Source organism: Sphingomonas sp. CFBP 8760 (genome assembly GCF_014841615.1).
GTDB lineage: Bacteria > Pseudomonadota > Alphaproteobacteria > Sphingomonadales > Sphingomonadaceae > Sphingomonas.
This window is the reverse complement of the sequence record NZ_JACYUG010000015.1, coordinates 19995-38728: the sequence shown is the minus strand read 5'-3', so window position 1 is coordinate 38728 and position 18734 is coordinate 19995. Positions and strand designations below refer to the sequence as shown.

Below are 18734 nucleotides of genomic sequence, written 5' to 3'. Positions count from 1 at the left end.
TTGCTGGAGCAATCCAAAATGCCTGCCGGTCGCGCCGATCTCGCTGATACGGCCACGTTTCTGGCCCTTGCCCGACAGCGTAGCTTCCGGCGCGCCGGACGCGAGCTGGGCGTCAGCGCGTCAGCGGTCAGCCACGCGCTGAAGGCGATGGAGGCGCGCCTTGGCGTCCGTCTGCTCAACCGTACGAGTCGGAGCGTCACCCTGTCGGCGGCCGGCGAGGAGTTATTCGCGGCGCTTGATGGGCCCGTGTCGGCGATCGGCTCCGCGTACGACAGTCTCAACCGTTATCGGGTTATGGGCGAAATCATGGGGCGCATCCGCCTCAACGTGCTGGAACATGCCAGCACGCTTCTCATCGCCCCGGTCCTGCCCATTTTCGCCGAACGACATCCGGGCGTGGAGGTGGATGTCCGGGTGACCAACGACATGCTGGACGTGGTTGCGGCCGGTGCCGACGCCGGCATCCGCTATGGCGGTACCGTGCCCGAAGATATGGTGGCGCAATGCCTGTCCGCCGATCTTCGCTGGGTGGTGGTCGCCGCCCCGGCCTACCTCAACCGGTATGGGGTTCCGGAGCACCCGGAGGATTTGCGCGCCCACCGTTGTATCCGTGTTCGGCTCGGCGATGACCGGCTCTACCATTGGGAATTCGAGCGGGGCGGCGATCGGGTGGAGATCAACGTGCCGGGACCGGTGACGATCGATAATACCCAGTTCGGCCTGATGCTTGCCGCGGCGGGGGAAGGCTGCGCCTATCTTCCCGAAGCCTGCGTCGCGCCGGCAGTGGCGCAAGGAGCGCTACAGATCATCTTGTCGGATTGGGCACCGAGCGGACCGGGTTTTCACGTCTATTATCCCAGCCGCCGACAGCTTCCGATTGGCCTGCGCCTGCTCATCGACCTTATCCGCGAAGTGGCCCCGCTCGGAACGCGGTCGTGAGCGATGAACGAGGTTCATCGGTTCGATGAAACCTGGATGGCCTGACCGATGCATCTCCTCCACCTATCTCGATGACGGATCAACCGCATACGGGACACCCGTCACATGACCAACGCTCAACGTTTCATCGGCAAGGTTGCCTTTGTCACCGGTGCCGCCAGCGGCATCGGCCGCGCCGCCGCCATTGCCTTCGCACGCGAAGGCGCAAAGGTCGCAATCAGCGACCGGTCAGAAGACGCGCTGGAGCAAGTACGCGCCGAGATCGAACGCAACGGTGGCGAGGTGCTGGCGGTGACGTGCGATGTGGCCGAACCAGGGCAAGTCGAGACGGCCATCGCCCGCACCGTTGAGCGGTTCGGCCGGCTCGACTGTGCGTTCAACAATGCCGGAGTCGAGAACAAGGCAGCGTCGGTTCACGAAATCCACATGGACGAATGGGACCGTATTCTCGACATCAACCTGCGCGGTACTTTCACCTGCATGAAACATGAATTGGCGCAGATGGTCGCGCAGGGCAGTGGCGTGGTGGTGAATACGTCGTCGGGTGCGGGCATTCGCGGTGTCGCAGGCGGCGCGGCCTATGCAGCGTCCAAGCACGCTATCATCGGGCTGACGCGCTCGGCCGCGCTCGATTACGCTGCGCAAGGCATCCGCGTGAATGCCATCCTGCCGGGCAATATCGAGACGCCAATGATGGACCGCTTCACGGGCGGGGATATTCAGAAGGCGATCGACCTCGAACCCGTCGGCCGGCTTGGCAAGCCCGAGGAGATCGCCGAGGCGGTGCTGTGGATGTGCTCAGACCTTGGCGGGTTCGTCACGGGCGCTGCTACCGTCATCGATGGCGGATGGTCTCTCTGACGTTACCATTTGTCGGGAAAGCTGCCGCTCTTTCGAAATCCGATCGTTTTTGGGAGAGGTGGTGCCGCGCTATGTCGACTGCGGCCGGCATTTTCGGCTGACCCGGCCGTCTATTGGATCAGCGTCTTCAAATCCCGTGCGGGATCGGCGACGGCCGCCGGATCCGCCATGACGGCGCCGGTCACCAGCGCGCGACCCTGTACATAGTCGCGGACGCGATTGACGCAGTCGAGGGCGATGACGCGGCCGGCGCGGAAATAGACCAGCGAGAAGCTGCGCGTCGCCGGATCGCCGCGGAGGACGGTGGCGTCGTGGCCGGTGGAGAGGCCGACCGTCTGCAGCTTCAGGTCGTACTGGTTCGACCAGAACCACGGCACCGCGTGATAGGGTTCGGGGGTACCGGTCAGCGTCCTGGCCACCACCATCGCCTGATCGCTGGCGTTCTGCACCGATTCCAGCCGGATCGTGGCACCGCCGGCAAAGGCGTTGGCATGGGCGGCGCAATCCCCGATCGCAACGATATCGGGCAGGGTCGTGCGGCACTGCGCATCCACCATCACGCCACCCGCCTGCCCCGCCGCACCCGCCACGATCAGCGGGTCGACCGCGGGGACGATGCCGATGCCGACGATCACCATGTCCGCCGCCAGCACGCTGCCATCGGCCAGCCGGACGCCGGAGGCCGCGCCGTCGCGTTCCTCGATACACGCCACCGCGACGCCGGTGCGCAGGTCGACGCCGTGGGCGCGGTGCTCCGCCTCGTAGAAGCGGGACAGGGGTTCGCCCGCGACGCGCGCCAGCACGCGGGGCAGCGCCTCCAGCACCGTCACCGGCTTGCCCAGCTTGGTCAGCACCGCCGCCGCCTCCAGCCCGATATAGCCGCCGCCGATCACCACCACCTGCGTAACGGTGGGCAGTTCGGCGATCATCCGGTCGACATCGGCGCGGGTCCGCACGCCGTGGACGCCGCACAGATCGTGGCCCGCACAGGCCAGCCGGCGCGGCGCGCCGCCGGTCGCCCAGATCAGGTGGCGATAGCCGATGGTGGTGCCGTCGGCGGTGGTGACGCGGTGGCCATCGGCATCGACCGCCACGACGGTGCGGCCGGGCAGCAGCGCGATCGCCCGGTCCGTCCAGAAGGCGGCGGGGCGGAGCAGGATGCGCTCGAACGGCTTGTCGCCGGCCAGATACTCCTTCGACAGCGGCGGGCGTTCATAGGGCAGCGCATCCTCGTCGCCGAGCAGCGCGATCGTGCCGTCGAAGCCCCGCTGGCGCAGCGCGATCGCCGCCCCCGCCCCGCCATGGCCGGCGCCGACGATCAGGATGTCGTAATGGGGATTGGGCAAGGGGGCCTCCATGCGGTATCGTGCCGGCTTCGACGTTATACCCGCCCGAAAAGCACGGGACGACGATAGCTTGATTCGTCATTGCGAGCGCAGCGAAGCAATCCAGTGCCGGACCAGGACGCCCTGGATTGCTTCGCTGCGCTCGCCATGACGGATTTATTGCCGGCCATTGCGCAGGAACGGGCGCATCGCGGAGAAGTCTCGGTCGCCCTCGCCGGCGGCGGCCAGCGCCTCGTACAGGTCGCGGGCGCGGTCGCCCATCGGCACGGGGCTGCCCGCGTCCGCCGCGGCGTCGGTGGCGAGGCGCAGGTCCTTCAGCATCAGCGCGGTCGCGAAACCGCCGCGATAGTCGTTGTCGGCGGGGGTGACGGGGCCGACGCCGGGCACCGGGCAGTAGCTGGTCATCGACCAGCTCTGCCCCGACGAGACGCTGGCGATGTCGTAGAACGCCTGCGCGTCGAGCCCCAGCCGTTCCGCCAGCACGAACGCCTCGCACGTCGCGACCATCGTCGCGCCGAGGATCATGTTGTTGCACATCTTGGCCGCCTGCCCCGCGCCGTTGCCGCCGGCGCGGATCACCGCCTTGCCCATCTGCGACAGGATCGGCTCCGCGCGGGCGAACCCGTCGTCGTCGCCGCCGACCATGAAGGTGAGCGTGCCCGCCGCCGCCGCCGCGATCCCGCCCGATACCGGCGCATCGACCGCGACCAGCCCGCGCGCGGCGGCATCGCCGGCGACCGCCCGCGCGGTGGCGACGTCGATCGTCGAACAGTCGATCAGCAGCGCGTTGCCCGCCAGCACCGGGAACAGCGCCGCATAGACCTCGGCGACGTGGCGGCCGGCGGGCAGCATGGTGACGACCGCCTCGGCACCGTCCGCCGCCGCCACCGCGCTGGCGGCGGCGGTGCAGCCGGCGGCCTCGGCGCGGGCAAGCGCGTCGGCGGACAGGTCGAAGGCGTGGACCGCGTGACCCGCCTTCGCCAGATTAGCGGCCATGCCGCTGCCCATGTTGCCGAGCCCGATAAAGGCGATGCGTACCATCAGTTCATCCTCTTCCTGTTCTTATGGTCCCGGCGCAGCCAGCACGAAGGCCGGCCAGATCATCGCGTGCTATTTCCCCGTCCACGCACCGGCGCGCTTCTCGACAAAGGCGGCCATGCCCTCGCTCTGGTCGGCGGTGCCGAACAGGCCGTGGAACAGGCGACGTTCGAACTGCACGCCCGCCGCCAGCCCGGTTTCGAACGCCATGTTGACCATCTCCTTGTTCGCCAGCACCGCGAGCGGGGCCATGGCGGCGATGGCGGCGGCGGTCTTCACCGCCTCCTCGACCAGATCGGCGGCGGGGATCACGCGGCTGACCAGCCCGGCGCGTTCCGCCTCGTCGGCGTCCATCATCCGGCCGGTCAGGCACATCTCCATCGCCTTCGCCTTGCCGACCGCGCGGGCCAGCCGCTGCGACCCGCCCATGCCGGGGGAGACGGCGAGCTTGATTTCCGGCTGACCGAACTTCGCGGTGTCGGCGGCCAGGATGAAGTCGCACATCATCGCCAGCTCGCAGCCGCCGCCCAGCGCATAGCCCGCCACCGCCGCGATCACCGGCTTGCGCGTGCGGGTGAACCGGTCCCAGCCGGCGAAGAAATCATGGCCGTACATGTCGGCGAAGCCCTGGGCCTGCATCTCCTTGATGTCGGCGCCGGCCGCGAACGCCTTGGGCGACCCGGTGATGACCGCGCAGCCCTGCGACGGGTCGGCATCGAGCGCGGCCATCACGCTCAACAGATCGTCCAGCACCTGCGCGTTCAGCGCGTTGAGCGCCTGCGGCCGGTTGAGCGTGACGAGCGTGACGCGGTCGCGCCGTTCGACGATCAGGGTTTCGTAGTCGGCCATGCGGTATTTCCTCTATTCCGGGGTCCACGCCTCTGCCGGCGGCAGGGGGGCAAAGATCTGGTCGATCACGTGATCGCTGACGCCGTCCGGGGTGGCGGGGTTCCAGCGGGGGGCGTTGTCCTTGTCGACGATCACTGCGCGCACGCCCTCGGCAAAGTCGTGGCGCTGCACGACGCGGGTGGCGACGGCATATTCGTGCGCCATCTCGTCGGCGAAGCTGGCCATGCCGGCCCCGTCCTTCAGCAGGCGCAGCGACACCTTCATCGCCTGCGGCGACTTGGTGTCGAGCGTGGCGCGTTGGCGGGTGGCCCATTCGCCGCCGTCCGCCGCCAGTGCGGCCAGGATATCCTCCAGCGTGTCGGCGGCGAACAGCCGGTCGATCGTGGCGCGATCGGCGAGGATGCGGCCCGCGGGCGGCGGCGTGGACAGGTCGTCCAGCACGGTGTCGATCGCGGCCGGATCGGCGAGGATGCGGGCCTTGGCCTCCTCCACCCGGTCGGCGGGGAGGTAATGGGTGGCGAGGCCAAGAGCGTGCGCCTCGCCGCCGTCCAGCCGCTGGCCGGTCAGCGCCAGATATTGCCCGATGCGGCCGGGCAGGCGCGACAGGTACCAGCCCGCGCCGACATCGGGGAACAGGCCGATCCCGGTTTCGGGCATCGCGAACTTCGTGTTCTCGGTCGCGATCCGGTAGCGGCAGGGCAGCGACACGCCGACCCCGCCGCCCATCGTGATCCCGTCCATCACCGCAACGATCGGCTTCGCATAGGTGAACAGCCGGTGGTTCATCCGGTATTCGGTGGCGAAGAACCGCCGCGCCGCCTCGCCGTCGCCCGCGCCGCTTTCCGCCAGCATCCGGATGTCGCCGCCCGCGCAGAACCCGCGCGTGCCCGCCGCATGGTCGAGGATGACGGCGCGGATGCCGTCGTCGCCGCGCCATGCCTCCAGCGCATCGAGGATGCCGTCGCACATCGCCGCCGTCAGCGCGTGGAGCGCCTTGGGCCGGTTCAGGCTGATGCGGCCGACAGGCCCATCAACGCTGACGATCAGTTGTTCGGTCATGACAGACATTCCGGGCGAACCCCCTCCGCTTCCTCTGCGCCTCTGCGCGAACCAAGAACTTTTGGCGCGCAGAGGCGCAGAGGACGCAGAGAAGAAGGGGTGAGACCGCTTCGCGGGAAGCGCGGCCTCACTTCGTCAGGTCCCGGCCGACGATCATGCGCATCACCTGATTGGTGCCCTCCAGGATCGAATGGACGCGCAGGTCGCGCCAGAAGCGTTCGATCGGATAGTCCATCAGATAGCCATAGCCGCCATGCAACTGCAACGCGCGGTCGGCGACCGCCGAGCCGGTGTCGGTGGCGAGCCGCTTGGCCATCGCGGCGAAGCGGGTCTTGTCGGGCGCGTTCGCGGTCACCTTGCCCGCCGCCATGTAGAGGAGCGCGCGCGCCGCCTCCAGCTCGGTCGCCATGTCGGCCAGCGTGAACTGCGTGTTCTGGAACTCGGCGATCGCCTTGCCGAACTGTTGGCGGTCGCGGGTATAGCCGATCGCCTCGTCGAGGCAGCGTTGCGCGCCACCCAGCGAACAGGCGCCGATGTTGAGCCGGCCGCCGTCCAGCCCGGTCATCGCGATGCGGAACCCCTCGCCCAGTTCGCCGACCAGATTCTCGGCCGGCACGCGCACGCCGTCGAACGTCACCTGCCGGGTGGGCTGCGAATGCCAGCCGAGCTTGCGTTCGTTGGCGCCGAACGACACGCCGGGCATGTCCTTCTCGATCACCAGCGCGGAGATGCCCTTCGGCCCCTCCTCACCGGTGCGGACCATGGTGACGTAGACCTCGTTCTCGCCCGCGCCGGAGATGAACTGCTTGGAGCCGGTGACGATCCAGTCGTCCCCGTCGCGGACGGCGCGGGTCTTGAGCGCCGAGGCGTCGGAACCCGAGCCGGGTTCGGTCAGGCAATAGCTGGCCAGCCGGTCCATCGTGACCAGATCGGGCAGGTACTTGTCCTTCACCGTCTGCGACCCGAACCGGTCGATCATCCACGCCGCCATGTTGTGGATCGAGATGAACGCGGATGTGGAGGGACAGCCATAGGCCATCGCCTCCATGATGAGCGCCGCTTCCAGCCGGCCGAGCGCGATGCCGCCCGATTCCTCGGACACGTAGATCGCCGCGAAGCCGAGTTCGGCCGCCGCCTTGATCGTGTCGCGCGGGAAGATGTGCTGCTCGTCCCATTCCGCCGCGTGGGGCGTGATGCGATCGGCGGTGAAGCGGCGCGCGAGATCCTGAATCTCGCGCTGGTCGTCGGTCAGGTCGAACTGGTTCATCATCGCCTTCAGCCCATCGTCGGAATGACGAACGCGTCCTGCACGCGCGAGGGTCCGCCGTCCTCGCTGCCGCGTGGCAATTCGGCCGTGCCGTCGGGCCAGCGTTGCGTGATCGTCTTCACCTTGGTCCAGAACTTCACGCCTTCCATGCCGTGCTGGTTGGTGTCGCCGAACGCGGATCGTTTCCAGCCGCCGAAGCTGTGATAGGCGACCGGCACCGGGATCGGCACGTTGATCCCGACCATGCCGACATTGACGCGCGCGGCGAATTCGCGCGCGGCATGGCCGTTGCGGGTGAAGATCGCGACGCCGTTGCCATACTGATGCTCGCTCGGCAGGCGCACCGCCGTCTCGAAATCGGGGGCGCGGACGATCTGGAGGACGGGGCCGAAGATTTCCTCCCTGTACGCGCTCATGTCGGGCGTCACCCGGTCGAACAGGCTGGGGCCGATGAAGAAGCCGCGCTCATGCCCCTGCAACGCGAAGCCGCGCCCGTCGACGACCAGTTCCGCGCCTTCGTCGACGCCGGTCTGGATCCATTGCTCGATGCGGGCCTTGTGCGCCGCGTTCACCACCGGGCCGTAATGCGCCTGCGCATCGGTCGACACGCCGACGCGCAGCGCGTCGATCGCGGGGATCAGTTTCTCGCGCAGGGCATCGGCGGTCTTCTCGCCGACCGGCACCACCACCGGCAGCGCCATGCACCGTTCCCCGGCCGAGCCGAACGCGGCCCCGGCCAGATCGGCGACGACCTGATCCAGATCGGCGTCGGGCATGACGATGCCGTGGTTCTTGGCGCCGCCCATCGCCTGCACGCGCTTGCCCGCCTCGACCCCGCGGCGATAGACGTAATGCGCGATGTCGGACGAGCCGACGAAGCTGACCGCGGCGATGGCGGGATGATCGAGGATCGCGTCGACCATCTCCTTGTCGCCGTGCACCACTTGGAGGATACCTTCCGGCGCACCGGCCTCCAGCATCAGTTCGGCGAGGCGCACCGGCACCGAAGGATCGCGCTCCGACGGTTTCAGGATGAAGGCGTTGCCGGTCGCGATCGCGACGCCGAACATCCACATCGGGATCATGCCGGGGAAGTTGAACGGGGTGATCCCCGCGCCGATGCCCAGCGGCTGGCGCATCGAATAGACGTCGATGCCGGGGCCGGCCCCTTGCGTATATTCGCCCTTCAGCACGTGCGGGATGCCGCAGCAGAACTCGATCACCTCCAGCCCGCGCTGGATATCGCCCTTGCTGTCGGCGATCACCTTGCCGTGTTCGGACGACAGCAGGTGGGCGAGCGCGTCCATCTCGCGTTCGACCAGCTCCTTGAACCGGAACATCACGCGCGCGCGGCGCTGCGGATTGGTGGCGGCCCAGCCGGGTTGCGCGGCCAGCGCGGCGGCGACCGCGCGGTCGAGATCGGCGACGGTGCCCAGCGCGACGGATGCCTGCACCTCGCCCGTGTTCGGGTCGTAGACATCACCGGTGCGGGCGCGTGTCGTCGCCCCGCCGCCAGCGATCACGTGATCGATGTTGCGCATCTATTCTCTCCTATGGCCGGTGATCTCGCCCGCCGCGCCCGTGGTGGCAAGGGGTAAGTTACCGCACGCGGGGCAGGACGATGTTGGATCGCGACGACGCTTTCTGGCAGGGCACGGCGATGACCGTACCTGCCATGGCCGATACCGCCCCGGACCCCGTCCGCCCCCTGCCCCGCCCGCTGGCCGGGCTGGCCCTGCTGGCGATCGCCGCGCTGGCGGTGCTGCTGCTCGGCTGGCTGGTCGCGCGGCTGCCGTTCGCGCCCGATCGCGCGATCGTCGAGGGCCTGCGCGCCTGGGGCGGGCCGCGCTGGCTGCCGCGCGTGGCGGTGGACCTGACCGCGCTGGGCGGCGGGACCGTGCTGACGCTGGTGGTGGTGCTGGTGGCGGGGTTCCTGCTGGCGCAGCGGCTGTGGCTGACCGCGCTGATGCTGGCGGCGGCGAGCTGGTCGGGCGGTCAGATGGTGGAGATCATCAAGCGCATCGTCGCACGCGCGCGGCCCGATCTGGTCGAGCATCTGGTGCCGGTCCACAATGCCAGCTTTCCCAGCGGCCATGCCGCGGGCAGCGCGGTGGTGTACCTGACGCTCGCGGCGCTCGCCTCGCAAGTGGTGCCGGAACGGGCGGCGCGGCGCTATCTGTTCGGGGCGGCGGTGCTGCTGACCGGGGCGATCGGCACCAGCCGCGTATATCTGGGCGTCCACTGGCCGTCGGACGTGCTGGCCGGGTGGAGTTTCGGTACGCTATGGGCGCTGGGCTGGTGGTGGGCGACCGCCCGCACCCGCGCCGCGATCGGTGGCGAGCGGTAGACGACCCGCACACGCCGTTCGTCCCGAGCAGCTATCGCGCAACCGTGTTCAGGCACTGCGATAACCGGTGCGGTTTTCGACCATGGCGTGGAGCGTGACGAGGGGCCGTCGCATGGTGGCGACGATCGGGTTCATCTACGTCGTGCAGCTGAATGGGGGGCGTGGCGAGGTGCCCCTTGGCCTGAGGGCGCGATGGCTGCGGGGTCGGTGGGGGTGCCTTCGAAGCCGTGGATACCCGCCGCGGACGACGTCAGTCACGCGCCGCCTGCCAAACGATATGCGCCGGCAGGCGGGGGAGCGGCAGCGATCCCCCGATCGGCGTCACCGGACGCCCGTCGACCAGCGCGGTGCCCGGCCTCCCCGTCAGCGGCCATGCGACCGCGAAGCCCCCCGGCGGCGCGGCATCGCCACCGATGTCGTAGACCAGCGCCCCGTTCTCTTGCTGCGCGGCAAGGTCGACACCGCCATAACGGGTGCGCAGCCCCCGGATCGCCGCGCCCTTCCCGGTCAGCCATGCCGTCGTCAGGCCGCCGCCCAGCACCACGACGCCGTCGTCGCCGCGATCATAGGCGAACACGTCGAGCGCGGCACGGATGAAATCCGATGCGACCCAGGCATGCGGCATGTCGCCGATGAAGCGGATCTCGCGCGGTAACCGCCCGACCACCTCCGCCCAGCCGTTCCACGCCGCCGGCCGCCGATCGGCCATATAGGCGACGAGCAGATCGTCGGCCCGTGCCGCCTGACCGAGCCGGATGAGCGCGGATACGTTGCGCAGTTCGTAGGGCGTATAGTCCGACCAGTCGGCACCCGGCCTGGTCCGCGCCATCACACGGGCATATTGGCGGGCGAAGGTGTTGGCCAGCAGCGTCCGGTCCAGCCGCCTGGACTCCCCCGCGGGATCTAGCGCCATCGTTGTCGATGTCGCATCGAAATCGCCCATGCTGGTGGCGCCGGGAATGAAGTCGATGCCGAAATGCTTCACCGATGCGGCAATCGCGGCGTGAAGATCGGTGGCGAATTCGTCACGCTGCGCGGCGATCGTCGGCGCTTCGGGCCGGGCGAGCGCGGTCGCCGCTGCCGCCGCGTCCTTGTAACCGGCGAGCGCCCAGAAATCGTCCCACAGGCTGTATTGCGCCTGCGCCGAATATCCCTCGTGGCTGATCGACGGCGGCATCAGGCCGTACCGCATCCGCCGCGCGGGCGTCAGATTAGCCGGCGTCCGTTCGGACTGGCGCTGCCCCTCCATATAACGGCGGGCGGCATCCAGTTTCGGCCAGTCGCGGGACAGGGCGGCGCGATCGCCGGTGTAGCGATACAACTGCGTCAGCAGATGGATGTATTCGCCCTGGCTGTCATTCTCGGGCACCGGATCGGGACCACGGGAATCGACGCAACACGGCACCTTGCCGTTGGCGAACAGCTTCGTCCCGTACCAGTCGGCGAAGGCGCGGACCGGCGCGGGATGGCCGAGGCGGAGAAGCGTATCTCCCATCATCGCCCCGTCGCGTATCCAGCTGCGATCGTAGGAGCGGGTGCCGGGCTTCAGCGCAGGCCCGTCGCGGCTCATCAGCACGTGCGCCAGCGCGGTCTTCACCGTATCCGCCACCGCCTGCCGTCCGGGTGGCGCGTTGATGGCGACGGTGCCGAGCATCCGGCGCCAGTAATCGGCGGTCGCGGTGGTCGCGGCGGTGAAATCCGCAGGCGCATCGCCGCCGATCGCCATCGGCACGTCGAGCGTGCCGCCCGGTGCCAGCGTCACGTCCCACGCCAGCGTCGCGGTGGCGAGGAGCGCGGGATCGGTGACGACGGCACCGCCCGCGATCGCCGCCGTCGGCACCAGCGCGCCGGTGTCGAACGGCACGGCGCCGACCGTATCGGGACGCCGCAACGGCGTGAGCATCCGCGTGACGGCGGGGTCGCCGGCGATGGCGGGCGGGCTCGTCACCGCCAGCCCCGTGCCATCCCATGCGATCCGCGAAATCGGACTGACGCCGCCCTGCTGGCTGAGAAACTGCGCCGGAGGATTGACCTGGAACGGACGGATGCCCAGCGCCAGCCGCAGGTGGCGGGGCGTGGTGCCGGTGTTCGTCAGCCGCCAGCGGGCCAGCAATCTCGGGCTGGCCTGATCCGCGACCAGCGCGGTATCCAGCGCCCAGCCCGGCCCGGTCCAGTCGACATGCGGCAATGGCAGATACCCGTCCTCCAGCCGCTGCCGCGCCGTCACGTCCGCCCAGCCGAACCGGCGGCCATCGGCGATGACGAAGGGTTCGACCGAGAAGCCGCCCTTGGCGACCTCGATCGCGCCGTCCTCGCCGATCAAGCCCGCTACCGCGCCGCCGTCCGCGGCGACCAGCGTCCAGTACGTCTGTTCGGTAAAGCCACGGGGATAGCTGCCGCGTGGTGCCTTTGCCGCCAGCGCGGCGATCATCGCATTGGGCGTCGCCCCCCAGGCCAGCGGCATCACCTCCACCTCCTCCAGCGCCGGGGCGCCGTGCAGGGGCACGATGCGGACATAGCGGGCCTCGGTATCCGCCAGCCGGACGGGGTCGCTGCCGCCATCACCGCGCGTCACCCGGGTGCGTTCGGCCCAGCGTGCGCCATCGTCGGATGTCTCGATCGCATAGGCCGGCGGCGACCCGCCAGCCGCCCAGTGCAGCATCAGGCCGCCCAGTTCCCGCCGGCCGCCGAAATCGATCGTCAGCGGTCGCGCCAGCCGCGCCGCCGTATCGCGGCGACCGTCCAGCGCCCGTGGGTCGCTGGCGCGGGCGGGGGGCAGCGGCACGGGGGCAGGCAGGCGTTCGAAGGTCAGGTCGTCCATCTCGATCCGGCCCTTGCCGCCGTCACGCCCCCGCACCACGACCAGTTCGATGGCCTGCGTGGCCCGCAGTGTCCGGTCGGTCACCGGCCCCCAGGCGAACTCCACGTCGCGGGGACGGATACGGATCGTCTGCCATGCCGCCGAGGGGCGGAAGTTGCGTTTCTGCACCCACCAGACGTTGGTGCCGGTAGCATCGGTGAACTTCAGCTGCAGGTCGTTGACGCCACCGGTGCCCCGTACCCGCACCGTCATCAGGAAATGCGGCGGCCATTCGATCGGCAGCGTCCGGCGCGCGACGGCATAGCCCGACACCTGCCCGAAATCATAGTCCAGCCGCAAGGCGCCCGCCGCCACCCCGATGCGCGCATCGACGCCATCGGACGCCGATGCCTGCCACGGGGCGAGGGTATCGAAATCGTCGAGCCGTTGCGGCTGCGGCTGCGGCTGTGTCGGCGACAGCGCGGCCAGCATCGCCGCCAGCAGGATCACGACAGCCATCCACCGGCGAAGCCCGCCCGGCGAAGCCCGCGCCGGATATGCGGGTTGCGGCGCATCGTCTGCCAGATCAGGCCCGACCGCGCATTCTCGATCATCGCGACGATCGGTCCCTGATCGATGCCCAGATAATCCTTGTCGACCCAACCGACGCCGGGAACGATGCGGCCATGCTTCAACGGCGCACCGGCGGCGGTCAGCGTGGGATTGAACGAGTCGAGGAAGCCGTATTCGCCGTAGATGCCCTGCCCATAGCGGCGATGCATTGCCCGGATCGCCGGTTCGGCGAGGTCGGGGGCAAAGGCGATCGAGGCGGCGGCGGCGGTGGGGGCGATGGTGCCGTCGTCGCGTTCACCCGGGCCGCGCGCGGAATAGCTGAAGAACTGTCGGTCGACACCGCCGATCCGCTGCGGAAAATCGCCCGGCCCGTCGCACGCGGTCAGCCCCCACATCTCGGCATCGTAGCCGCGCCAGTTGCCGGGATTGGCGATGGCATAGGCCCGCTGGGCATGAACGGCGCGACGGCTGTTCTCGAAATAATCGATCCCCCTGCCCTTCATGTATTCGTCGCGGATGCCCCGGAAATCGATCCAGACATGGCTGTACTGATGCCCGAACAGCGGCGCGAAATGCAGGTGCGGCTCGCCCCATCGGTCGCTCCACGACGCGTCGAACCGGCTCGACCATGCCTGCCATGTCCCCTCGGACAGCGGCTGCGTCGGCGATCCCAGCGCGAGGATGTAGAGCAGCATCCCCTCGTTATAAATCGCCCAGTCGTGGGGGATGAACCCGCTTTCCGGATGCCAGCCCATGGCCAGCAGCGGCGCGCGCGGGGTGATCCACGGCCATTCCACCGCCCGGTAGAGTTGCTCCGCCAGATCGCGGATCGCGACCTCGTCAGGGTGATCGCCGTCGTACCAGCTTTGCGCGAACAGCACCCCGCCGAGCAGCAATGCGGTATCGACCGTCGACAATTCGCAGCGGGCGAAGCGCAACCCCTTCGTCACGCCGAGGAAATGGTAGAAGAAGCCCCGGTAGCCGCTGAACCCGGTCTCGCCATCGCCCTGGGGCGCCGCCGCCAGAAAACGCAGCGTCACCAGCGTGCGGGCGCGGGCCTGTTCGCGGGTGATCCAGCCATGCACCACGCCGACCGGATAGGCGGTGAGCGCGAAGCCGATCGCCGCGATCGAGGCGAAGGACGGCGTCGGCCAGCGATCGGGGGCAAGCCCGGTGGCGGGATCGGTCGTATCCCAGAAGAAGCGGAAGGTGCGCCGTTGCAGATCGGCGACCAGATCGTCCGGCACCCCCGCGGGCGCCGGCGGCCACAGCGCCGGCGCGCAGCCGGCCGTCAATCCGGCAAGGGCCAGCCCGCCGCGGCCCAGCATCTGCCTGCGGTCGATCATCGGGCGGTCCTTCCATTATTCAGCAATGAGGGCAGGCGCCATGACGACGCCCGCTCCCCGGGGAGATCAGAACGAGAAGCCGGCCGACAGCTTGATCGTGCGCGGCTGGTTGCCGCCCACGCTGTAGCCCACCCGCTCGCGGTAGACGGTTGGCGAGTTGGTATCGCGCACATTGTCCCCCGGCGCGTTATTGAAATCGACATAGTTGCGATCGTTCATCACGTTGATGATGTCGACGCGCAGCCGCAGGCGGGACACGTCGTTGATGAAGCCGAACGGGACATATTTGGTGATCGCCAGATCGAGTTGACGGCGCCCCCAGATATCCCCGAGCGAGTCCACCTGACTGCCGATGATGACGCGTTCGAACGGCGCCGAACGGCTGTCCAGCGCCTTCTGGAAGCTCGGCGACTGAATCTGGAACTTGCCCGACAGGGTGACGCCGATCGGCGTGTCGACGCTGCCCGCAGTCACGAAACGGTGCCGTGGCACGCCCGAGGAACGCAGCGTCGGGTAATTGCTGATCTGCGGGAAATCGAGCGAGAAATACTCGCCGAACTGCCGGTTCTCCTCCGCTTCCGTATAGCTGTAGGTGGCGTCGATGCTCCACGGCGAGGCGGCCGACCAGCTCTTGGTCAGCTTGACATAGGCGCCGTCGGAACTGGTCTTCAGGCCGTTGGTGCCGATCAGGACCGAGCCGAATCCCGGCGGTGCGAAGCCGAACGGCGAATCCGGTGCGTCGTTGGGATTGGCCGGATCGTTGAAGAAGAACGAACCGTCCGTGCGACGATTGCCGAGCAGATAGGCGAAGCCGTTCCTGCTGTTGATATGCGTATAGCCGACCTCCAGCTCGACGGGCGCGAACCGGCCGCGCAGGCCGAGGCTGAACTGGTCCGAATACGGCACCTTCAGATCGTTGTCGATGAAGCGCAATTCGCGCCCGCCGCCAACCGAGCCGGTCAGCAATTGCTGGCGCCCCGCCTCCGTCAGGTAGATCGGGTTCCACTGGATGCAGGTGGCGCTCGGCGTGCAGGGGGACAGGGAATTCGCGTTGGCGAACTCGAACCGGCGCACGGCGTAGGTGCCCTGCGTCAATTCCTGCTGGAGGAAATCGAACTGGGTGCGGTCATAGGAGCGACCATAGCCGCCGAACATCGAGAACCGGCCCGCCTCGTCGAAGCGATAGGTGAAGCCGAGCCGCGGCTGGAACGCGCCCTTGAACGCCTTGCGGTTGTTCCCGTTCGAGATGAAGTCGTTGATGTCGTAATCGGCGCGGGTAAGATTGGGATAGTTCGCCGGCGACACCGCGGCGGCCTGCGCGGGCGAGGTGACGTAATCGAGATAGGCGGGCGTGCGTTCGTAATCCCAGCGCAGGCCCAGGTTCAGCGTCAGGCGATCGGTCACGTCCCAGTCGTCCTGCGCATAGATGCCGAACTGGAAGTTCTTCGACCGGATCTCCGGGTTCGCCGTGCCGATCGCCGCACCGAATTCCAGCCGGTAGGGGATGGTGGTGTTGAACTGGCCCGCCCCGTTCAGGCTGGTGTCGTAGGTGTACAGCGCGTTGGGCAGATTCTGCTCCAGCGTGTTCAGCGTCACCCACTTCGCTTTGGCACCCACCTTCAGCGTGTGCCCCTCGAAGCCGGTGAAGGTGAAATCGTCCTGGACGGTCCAGCCCTTCTGCCCCTTGTCCTGCGAATTCGTGCCGCCGCCGATGCGCAGCAATTCGGTGCGGGTCGCGCTGGTGCCGTTGCGCAGGATGGTGTCGAACTGCTGGCCGATGCCGCCGTTGATCGGCTTCGGCCCCCAAGTCACATCCTCGTACGACACGCGCAGGTCGTTGATCCAGCGATCGGCGGTATGCTGCCAGCGGGCGACACCGCGCAGTTCCTCGACCTTGTTCGCGGTATCGGTTTCGGACGCCGCGAAGCCGTTGCCGATCAGCGATCCGGATTCGTCGCGATACTTGGCGGTGAATTCAATCAGGTCGGCATCGGTCGGGACGATGTCGATCTTGCCGAAGAACAGATCCTCATTGAAACGGCGCGAGAACGTGCCGAACCGATCCTGATATTGCGCCGGCAGCGCGGTCGGCAGCACGCCGTTGTTCGGGCGCACGTCATACGGCGTATCGAGCCGCTTGCCTTCGTAGGTGACGAAGAAATGCATCCGGTCCTTGATGATCGGCCCGCCGAGCGCCCCGCCGAACTGCTTCTGGCGCGAATTGACCTTGGCGATCTTGGTCGGGTAGATTTCCGTCGGCCGGCGATCACGCAGATTCTGATCGGTATAGTCGAAAAATCCCTCGCCGTGGAATTCGTTGGTGCCCGACTTGGTCAGGGCGGTGATCGCGACGGAACTGACCTGGTCGAACTCCGCCTTGTAGTTGGACGACAGCACCTGATATTCGCCGATCGCCAGCTGCGGGAACGGATTGCCGGCGCTGGTGTCCTGACCGGTGATGCCGTTCTTCAGCACGTAATCCTTCTGGCTGACGCCATCGATGAAGACGTTGACCGAATTGCTGGCCTGCGCGCCGCCCTGGATGCGCGACGACCCGTCCGCCTCCTCGACGAACCGCACACCCGGCGCGAGATCGGCGAAGGCGAGAAAGTTGCGGTTATTCTGCGGCAGTTGCTCGATCAGGCGCTGGGTGATGTTGATGCCGACCTGACCACCCTGCAACGAGCGGATGCGGTTGCCCGTGACGATGATCTCACCGTCGCCGCCTTCCTGCGTGCCGCCACCGGTGGCAGGCGCGTCGGGCGTGGCGCCGGCCGGGGGTGCGTCGGTCGCGGCGGTCAGGTCGATGTCGAGGCCGGCATTCTGCCCGACCCGCAGCGTGAATTCGTCGGAGTTGCGCGTGCCGTTCTGCAACTTCACTTCCAGTCGGTAGGTGCCCGCCCGCAGCGACGCGAAATTATAGGCACCGTCCGCGCTGGCGGGCACGGTACGGCGATACCCCGTCGCGACCTCCACCGCAGAGACTTCGGTCACGGGATTGCCGGACGGCGCGGTGATCGTACCGCGCAACGACGCCTGCCCGACCTGGGCGGTGACGGGCGACGGCAGCAGCAGCGACCCGCCGGCCAGCGTCGTCGCGGCGATCAAGGCCGCACGAAACATGGTGTTCATTATATTTCCCCCTGTTGCGCCCGATTGTTCGGGCTTGTGATGATTGGTGTGGTGTCGCGCACGATCAGGATCGGCGCGCGATGTTCGGTCGCGTCATCGTCGCCCCCGGCGATCAGCCCGATCAGGCGCGTGACCGCACGGGCGCCGAATCCGGCAATGTCGATGCCGAGCGTCGTGAGGGCCGGCGTGACGAGGCGGGCGAGCGGCACGTCGTCGAAGCCCGCGATCGCCACCTGCGACGGCACGGCGACACCGGCGCGCTTCAGCGTGACCATCGCGCCGATCGCCATCATGTCGTTGGCCGCGAAGATCGCGTCGACGCCGTCGATGTCGGGCAGCAGCGTGGCGGCGGCGGCGATGCCGGATGCCTCGCGGAAATCGCCGGACAGCACGCGAAACGTCGCGCCGGCCCGCGCCGCCGCCATCGCCGCACCCTGACGACGCTCGTCCGCGTCGATATTCCCCTCGGGACCGGCGATGTGGACGATGCGGCGTCGGCCGACGGCAATGAGGTGGTCGACCATCGCCGCCGCGCCGGCGACATTGTCGATCCGCAGTTCCGCCCGCCGTTCGTGATGGGGCGCGCAATTCACCAGCACCGTGGGCGTCAGGGGCGGCAGGTGGGCCAGCAGGCGATCGGGATCGACCTGCGGCGCCATCACCACCAGCCCGTCGACGCGGCCGCGCATCGCATGCAGCGCCTGGATGCCACCGGCGCGGTCATGCATGACCGACAACAGCATATGCAGCCCCCGGTCCGACGCCTCGCGATCCATGCCGCGCAGCAGTTCGGAATAGAACTCGCCGTGCAGGTCGGGAAGGACGACGCCGATCGTCCCCGTGCGCGACAGGCTGAGGCTGCGCGCGCCGGCATGCGGCACATAACCCAGGCGGGAGGCAACCTCCTGCACCTTCAGGCGGAGTGCGGGGCGTACATTGTCGTGGCCGTTCAGCACGCGCGACACCGACGCGACGGATACCTCCGCCTCGCGGGCGACATCGCGGATCGTGGCGTGCGACATCCTTTTCCGAACCATCCTCTCCTGTCGGCACCGGTGGTGCCGCCCGGCCTGTCGCCGGATCATTATTCTTGATGTAACCGGTTACATGAACATACAAGACGGTCAAACGATTTATCGGCGATGATGGCCCGGTTACGGCCGGGTCGGATCGAAAG

13 protein-coding genes are annotated in these 18734 nt (G+C 68.2%); 3 read left to right on the top strand and 10 right to left on the bottom strand.

The window, feature by feature from the left end:
- Positions 1 to 18: 18 nt before the first annotated feature.
- The gene (locus tag IFT82_RS15975; protein WP_192128622.1) at positions 19 to 939 is read left to right on the top strand and encodes a LysR family transcriptional regulator; all 921 of its coding nucleotides are present in this window, start codon (positions 19 to 21) and stop codon (positions 937 to 939) included.
- A gap of 105 nt (positions 940 to 1044) precedes the next feature.
- Positions 1045 to 1800 carry an SDR family NAD(P)-dependent oxidoreductase gene (locus tag IFT82_RS15970; RefSeq protein ID WP_192128620.1) on the top strand — a complete coding sequence of 252 codons (756 nt, stop codon included), beginning with the start codon at positions 1045 to 1047 and terminating at the stop codon, positions 1798 to 1800.
- 110 nt (positions 1801 to 1910) lie between these two features.
- Here IFT82_RS15970 and IFT82_RS15965 read toward each other — a convergent pair whose 3' ends face one another.
- The 6 genes from IFT82_RS15965 to IFT82_RS15940 form a co-directional block, all read right to left on the bottom strand.
- Complete coding sequence (locus IFT82_RS15965; RefSeq protein ID WP_192128618.1) at positions 1911 to 3158, bottom strand: NAD(P)/FAD-dependent oxidoreductase; 1248 nt, start codon at positions 3156 to 3158, stop codon at positions 1911 to 1913.
- A gap of 144 nt (positions 3159 to 3302) precedes the next feature.
- Positions 3303 to 4187, bottom strand: coding sequence for a 3-hydroxyisobutyrate dehydrogenase (gene mmsB / locus IFT82_RS15960; RefSeq protein ID WP_192128616.1), 885 nt, complete (start codon positions 4185 to 4187; stop codon positions 3303 to 3305).
- Positions 4188 to 4256: 69 nt separating this feature from the next.
- On the bottom strand, positions 4257 to 5033 hold the full coding sequence (locus IFT82_RS15955; RefSeq protein ID WP_192128614.1) for an enoyl-CoA hydratase: 777 nt from the start codon (positions 5031 to 5033) through the stop codon (positions 4257 to 4259).
- Positions 5034 to 5045: 12 nt separating this feature from the next.
- Positions 5046 to 6092: an enoyl-CoA hydratase/isomerase family protein gene (locus IFT82_RS15950; RefSeq protein ID WP_192128612.1), complete on the bottom strand. Its 1047-nt coding sequence runs from the start codon at positions 6090 to 6092 to the stop codon at positions 5046 to 5048.
- A gap of 127 nt (positions 6093 to 6219) precedes the next feature.
- The gene (locus tag IFT82_RS15945; RefSeq protein ID WP_192128610.1) at positions 6220 to 7362 is read right to left on the bottom strand and encodes an acyl-CoA dehydrogenase family protein; all 1143 of its coding nucleotides are present in this window, start codon (positions 7360 to 7362) and stop codon (positions 6220 to 6222) included.
- Positions 7363 to 7367: 5 nt separating this feature from the next.
- Entirely contained in the window at positions 7368 to 8900 is a 1533-nt protein-coding gene (locus tag IFT82_RS15940) for a CoA-acylating methylmalonate-semialdehyde dehydrogenase (RefSeq protein WP_192128608.1), read from the bottom strand.
- A 119-nt stretch (positions 8901 to 9019) separates the two neighbouring features.
- Here IFT82_RS15940 and IFT82_RS15935 point away from each other — a divergent pair, with 119 nt between their 5' ends.
- Positions 9020 to 9706, top strand: a complete 687-nt coding sequence (locus IFT82_RS15935; RefSeq protein WP_244646847.1) for a phosphatase PAP2 family protein — start codon at positions 9020 to 9022, stop codon at positions 9704 to 9706.
- A gap of 250 nt (positions 9707 to 9956) precedes the next feature.
- On the opposite strand, the gene IFT82_RS15930 is transcribed toward IFT82_RS15935, so the two are convergent.
- The 4 genes from IFT82_RS15930 to IFT82_RS15915 all read right to left on the bottom strand — a co-directional run bounded on the left by IFT82_RS15930 (position 9957) and on the right by IFT82_RS15915 (position 18579).
- Positions 9957 to 13025, bottom strand: a complete 3069-nt coding sequence (locus IFT82_RS15930) for a discoidin domain-containing protein (RefSeq protein WP_192128606.1) — start codon at positions 13023 to 13025, stop codon at positions 9957 to 9959.
- Positions 13013 to 14425, bottom strand: coding sequence for a glucoamylase family protein (locus tag IFT82_RS15925; protein ID WP_192128604.1), 1413 nt, complete (start codon positions 14423 to 14425; stop codon positions 13013 to 13015). The genes IFT82_RS15930 and IFT82_RS15925 overlap by 13 nt, the downstream gene beginning before the upstream one ends.
- Positions 14426 to 14491: 66 nt before the next feature.
- On the bottom strand, positions 14492 to 17557 hold the full coding sequence (locus IFT82_RS15920; RefSeq protein WP_244646845.1) for a TonB-dependent receptor: 3066 nt from the start codon (positions 17555 to 17557) through the stop codon (positions 14492 to 14494).
- Entirely contained in the window at positions 17557 to 18579 is a 1023-nt protein-coding gene (locus tag IFT82_RS15915; protein WP_192128602.1) for a LacI family DNA-binding transcriptional regulator, read from the bottom strand. Before IFT82_RS15915 ends, IFT82_RS15920 begins: the two co-directional genes overlap by 1 nt.
- Positions 18580 to 18734 lie beyond the last annotated feature (155 nt).

Bases quoted from the DNA above. Each gene is read 5' to 3' on its own strand.
- IFT82_RS15975 (WP_192128622.1), top strand. From the start codon at position 19: ATGCCTGCCGGTCGCGCCGATCTCGCTGATACGGCCACGTTTCTGGCC.
- IFT82_RS15970 (WP_192128620.1), top strand. From the start codon at position 1,045: ATGACCAACGCTCAACGTTTCATCGGCAAGGTTGCCTTTGTCACCGGT.
- IFT82_RS15965 (WP_192128618.1), bottom strand. From the start codon at position 3,158: ATGGAGGCCCCCTTGCCCAATCCCCATTACGACATCCTGATCGTCGGC.
- mmsB (WP_192128616.1), bottom strand. From the start codon at position 4,187: ATGGTACGCATCGCCTTTATCGGGCTCGGCAACATGGGCAGCGGCATG.
- IFT82_RS15955 (WP_192128614.1), bottom strand. From the start codon at position 5,033: ATGGCCGACTACGAAACCCTGATCGTCGAACGGCGCGACCGCGTCACG.
- IFT82_RS15950 (WP_192128612.1), bottom strand. From the start codon at position 6,092: ATGACCGAACAACTGATCGTCAGCGTTGATGGGCCTGTCGGCCGCATC.
- IFT82_RS15945 (WP_192128610.1), bottom strand. From the start codon at position 7,362: ATGATGAACCAGTTCGACCTGACCGACGACCAGCGCGAGATTCAGGAT.
- IFT82_RS15940 (WP_192128608.1), bottom strand. From the start codon at position 8,900: ATGCGCAACATCGATCACGTGATCGCTGGCGGCGGGGCGACGACACGC.
- IFT82_RS15935 (WP_244646847.1), top strand. From the start codon at position 9,020: ATGACCGTACCTGCCATGGCCGATACCGCCCCGGACCCCGTCCGCCCC.
- IFT82_RS15930 (WP_192128606.1), bottom strand. From the start codon at position 13,025: ATGGCTGTCGTGATCCTGCTGGCGGCGATGCTGGCCGCGCTGTCGCCG.
- IFT82_RS15925 (WP_192128604.1), bottom strand. From the start codon at position 14,425: ATGATCGACCGCAGGCAGATGCTGGGCCGCGGCGGGCTGGCCCTTGCC.
- IFT82_RS15920 (WP_244646845.1), bottom strand. From the start codon at position 17,557: ATGAACACCATGTTTCGTGCGGCCTTGATCGCCGCGACGACGCTGGCC.
- IFT82_RS15915 (WP_192128602.1), bottom strand. From the start codon at position 18,579: ATGTCGCACGCCACGATCCGCGATGTCGCCCGCGAGGCGGAGGTATCC.